The organism is Streptomyces sp. NPDC006265 (assembly GCF_040613555.1).
Classification (GTDB): domain Bacteria; phylum Actinomycetota; class Actinomycetes; order Streptomycetales; family Streptomycetaceae; genus Streptomyces.
Window position 1 is genome coordinate 1,608 of record NZ_JBEXSH010000612.1, and the last position, 3,979, is coordinate 5,586.

Below are 3,979 nucleotides of genomic sequence, written 5' to 3' on the forward strand. Positions count from 1 at the left end.
CACCGCCCCGTACGACACCGCCCCGCACGAGGCCACCCCGTACGACACCGCCCCGCACGAGGCCACCCCGCACGACACCGCTCCGCACGACACCGCCCCGCACGACACCGCTCCGCACGACACCGCCCCGCACGACACCGCTCCGCACGTCACCACCCCGTACGACACCGCTCCGCACGTCACCACCCCCTTCCGCGCCGGTGAAGCCGCGGACGGCACCTGGCCGGACGCCACCCTGCAACTGCAGCCGGTGCGCCCGCACGACACCGACTCGAGGGACTTCCGATGACCGTCCACTTCGACCCGCCGACCACGGACACAGACGCGAGTCCCAGCAGCCGGACGCGCCCCGCGACGCCGGAACCGGCCCATGCCTCCGGTGCCCCCGAGAGGCCCTTCGTGCAACGGCTCCGGCACGGCCGGCCCGAGGATCCCCGCTGGGCCCGCCCGGCCTTCCTCGCCCTGCTGCTGGCGACGGCCGTCCTCTACCTCTACAACCTGAGCGCCTCCGGCTACGCCAACTCCTTCTACTCGGCGGCCGTACAGGCCGGCAGCGAGTCCTGGAAGGCGTTCTTCTTCGGCTCGCTCGACGCGGCCAGCGCCATCACCGTCGACAAGCCCCCGGCCGCCCTGTGGCCCATGGCCCTCTCCGTGCGGCTCTTCGGCCTCAGCTCCTGGGCGATCCTCGCGCCCGAGGTCCTCATGGGCGTCGGCACGGTGGCCGTCGTGTACGCGGCCGTGCGACGCCGGTTCAGCCCCGCGGCCGGTCTGATCTCGGGCGCCGTCCTCGCGCTCACCCCCGTCGCGGCGCTGATGTTCCGCTTCAACAACCCCGACGCGATGCTGGCGCTGCTGATGGCGGCGGCCTGCTATTTCGTCATCCGCGCCCTGGAGGACGGCCGCACCAAGTGGCTGCTGTGGGCCGGTGCCGCGATCGGCTTCGCCTTCCTCGCCAAGACGCTCCAGGCCTTCCTGATCCTGCCGCCGCTCGCCCTCGTCTACGGCGTCTGCGCCCCGGTGACGGTGAAGAAGCGGATCGGTCAGCTCGCCGCGGGTCTCGCCGCGATCGTCGTCTCCGGCGGCTGGTGGGTCGCGGTCGTCGAGTTGTGGCCCGCGTCCTCCCGCCCGTACATCGGCGGCTCGCAGAACAACAGTTTCCTGGAACTGACCTTCGGCTACAACGGCCTGGGCCGCCTCAACGGCGACGAGACCGGCAGCGTCGGAGGCGGCGGCGGGGGTGGCAACGGCGGTGGAGCCTGGGGCGAGACCGGCTGGGACCGGCTGTTCAGCTCCTCCATCGGCGGCCAGATCTCCTGGCTGATCCCGGCCGCGCTGATCCTGCTCGTCGCGGGTCTGGTGGCCACACGCAAGGCCCGCCGGACCTCCGCGACCCGGGGCGCGTTCCTGGTGTGGGGCGGCGCGCTGCTCACCACGATGCTGGTCTTCAGCTACATGCAGGGCATCTTCCACGAGTACTACACGGTCGCCCTCGCCCCCTACATCGCCCCGCTGGTCGGCATGGGCGCGGCGCTGCTCTGGGAGAAGCGGGACAAGGCGTGGGCGTCGCTGACCCTGGCCGCCGCGATGACGGCGACCGCGGCGTGGGGGTACGTCCTGCTCAACCGCTCCTCCGACTACCTGCCCTGGCTCAAGTGGCTGGTCCTGGTCGGTGGTCTGACGGCGGCCCTCGGCCTGATCTTCGCCGGCCGGCTGGGACGCCGGCTGGCCCTGGGAGCGGCCGGGCTGGGCCTCCTCGCCGCGCTGGCCGGTCCGGCGGCGTACACCCTCACCACAGTGAACGAGGGGCACACCGGCTCGATCGTCACGGCGGGTCCGGCGGTCGCGGGCGGCCGAGGCGGCCCGGGCGGTGGCGGTGCTCCCGGCGGAGGCGGTTTCCCGGGCGGCGGCCAGAACCAGAACCAGCAGGGCCAGAACCAGCAGGGCCAGAACCAGCAGAACGGCGACGGCAACGCCCAGGGGCAGCAGGGCAACGGCCTCCCCGGCGGAGGCGGTTTCCCGGGCGGCGGCCAGAACCAGAACCAGCAGGGCCAGAACCAGCAGAACGGCGACGGCGGTCGCAGGGGCGGCATGGGCGGCGGCGGTGGCGTCGGCGGTCTGCTCAACGGCGCCAGCGTCGGCTCCGAGGCCAAGAAGCTGCTGGAGACCGACGCCGACCAGTACACCTGGGCCGCCGCGGCCATCGGCGCCCAGAACGCGGCGAGTTACCAGCTGTCCACCGGCGACCCGGTGATGGCTATCGGCGGCTTCAACGGGACCGACCCGTCCCCGACCCTCGCCCAGTTCAAGAAGTACGTGGCGGACGGAAAGATCCACTACTTCATCGCCTCCGGCGGCATGGGCGGCATGGGCGGCAGCGGCGACGGCACCTCCTCTCAGATCACCTCCTGGGTCGAGGCCACCTTCAAGAAGGTCACGGTCGGTTCGGCCACGTTCTACGACCTCACGCAGAAGGCGAGCGGCTGACACGTACCTGCCGGACGAAGGGCGGTGGCCTCAAGCCACCGCCCTTCGCCGTCCCCGCCGAAACTCCGTTGTACGCTGTATAGGAAGTGTTCTACGGTGTACAGCATGACGACGTCCCCCCAGGGAACGGCCCTGCCGCACACCGCACCGGGCGGCCATCCCCAGCGCTGGCTGATCCTCGGTGTCATCTGCCTCGCGCAGCTCACCGTGCTGCTCGACAACACGATCCTCAACGTGGCCATCCCCTCGCTGACCCGCGAGATGGACGCCTCGACCGCCGACGTCCAGTGGATGATGAACGCGTACGCGCTGGTGCAGTCCGGCCTGCTGCTCACCGCCGGGAACGCCGCCGACCGCTACGGCCGCAAGCTGCTGCTGATGTCGGGCCTCGCGATCTTCGGCCTGGGCTCGCTCGCGGCCGGACTGTCCCAGAGCCCGGGCCAGCTGATCGCGGCCCGGGCGGGCATGGGCGTCGGCGGGGCGCTGCTGATGACCACGATCCTCGCCGTGGTCGTGCAGATCTTCGACGACCAGGAGCGCGTGAAGGCCATCGCGCTGTGGTCGACGGTCAGTTCGCTCGGGTTCGCCGCCGGCCCCCTGATCGGCGGCGTGATGCTGAACCACTTCTGGTGGGGCGCGATCTTCCTGATCAACATTCCGGTCGCCCTGCTCGGCCTGCTCGCGGTCGCCGCCCTGGTCCCGGAGTCAAGGCACAACACCGGGGACCGGCCCGACCTGGTCGGCGCGGTGCTGTCGACGATCGGCATGACGGCCGTGGTGTACGCGATCATCACCGGGCCCGAACACGGCTGGACCTCCGCGCAGGTGCTGGTCTCGGCGCTGATCGGCGTGGTCGTGCTCGGGCTGTTCGTGCGGTGGGAGCTGCGGACCGAGCACCCGATGCTCGACATGCACTTCTTCCGCAACCAGAAGTTCGTGGGCGCGGTCGCGGGCGCGATCCTCGTGGCGTTCGGTATGACGGGGTCACTGTTCCTGCTCACCCAGCACCTCCAGTTCGTGCTCGGATACGAGCCGCTGGACGCCGGGTTGCGGACGGCGCCGCTGGCGCTGACCGTCGTCGCGCTCAACTTCACGGGGGTCGGGGCGAAGCTGGTGCTGAAGGCCGGGACGCCGACGGCGATCGCGCTCGGCATGACCCTGGTGTCCGCCGGGCTCGCGGCGATCGCGTTGCTCGGGGGCCACGGGTACGGCGGCATGCTGTTCGGGCTGATCGTGATGGGCGCGGGTGTGGCCCTGTCCATGCCGGCGATGGCCAACGCGATCATGGGCGCGATACCGCCGGAGAAGGCGGGTGTGGGAGCGGGGATCAACGGAACGCTGGCGGAGTTCGGCAACGGGCTGGGCGTCGCCGTCCTCGGTGCCGTGCTCAACTCCCGGTTCGCGTCGCTGGTCGCCGTGTCCGCGACGTCGCTGGAGGGCGCGGTGGGGGCGGGCGCCAGCGACGATGAGTAGGGGCGCGGGGCAGCCGCGGGAG

Annotated in this window: 2 protein-coding genes and 1 pseudogene; all 3 read left to right on the plus strand. The window is 71.6% G+C overall.

Translation table 11 applies throughout. The features are described from left to right. Nucleotides 1-289: pseudogene (locus ABZ281_RS35400) on the plus strand (glycosyl transferase); the annotation flags it as partial. Next, nucleotides 286-2,484: a glycosyltransferase family 39 protein gene (locus tag ABZ281_RS35405; RefSeq protein ID WP_356662170.1), complete on the plus strand. Its 2,199-nt coding sequence runs from the start codon at nt 286-288 to the stop codon at nt 2,482-2,484. The pseudogene ABZ281_RS35400 and the gene ABZ281_RS35405, both read left to right, overlap by 4 nt. Before the next feature lie 105 nt (nt 2,485-2,589). Further along, nucleotides 2,590-3,957 carry an MFS transporter gene (locus tag ABZ281_RS35410; protein WP_356662171.1) on the plus strand — a complete coding sequence of 456 codons (1,368 nt, stop codon included), beginning with the start codon at nt 2,590-2,592 and terminating at the stop codon, nt 3,955-3,957. Nucleotides 3,958-3,979 lie beyond the last annotated feature (22 nt).

Bases quoted from the DNA above. Each gene is read 5' to 3' on its own strand.
- ABZ281_RS35410 (WP_356662171.1), top strand. From the start codon at position 2,590: ATGACGACGTCCCCCCAGGGAACGGCCCTGCCGCACACCGCACCGGGC.
- ABZ281_RS35405 (WP_356662170.1), top strand. From the start codon at position 286: ATGACCGTCCACTTCGACCCGCCGACCACGGACACAGACGCGAGTCCC.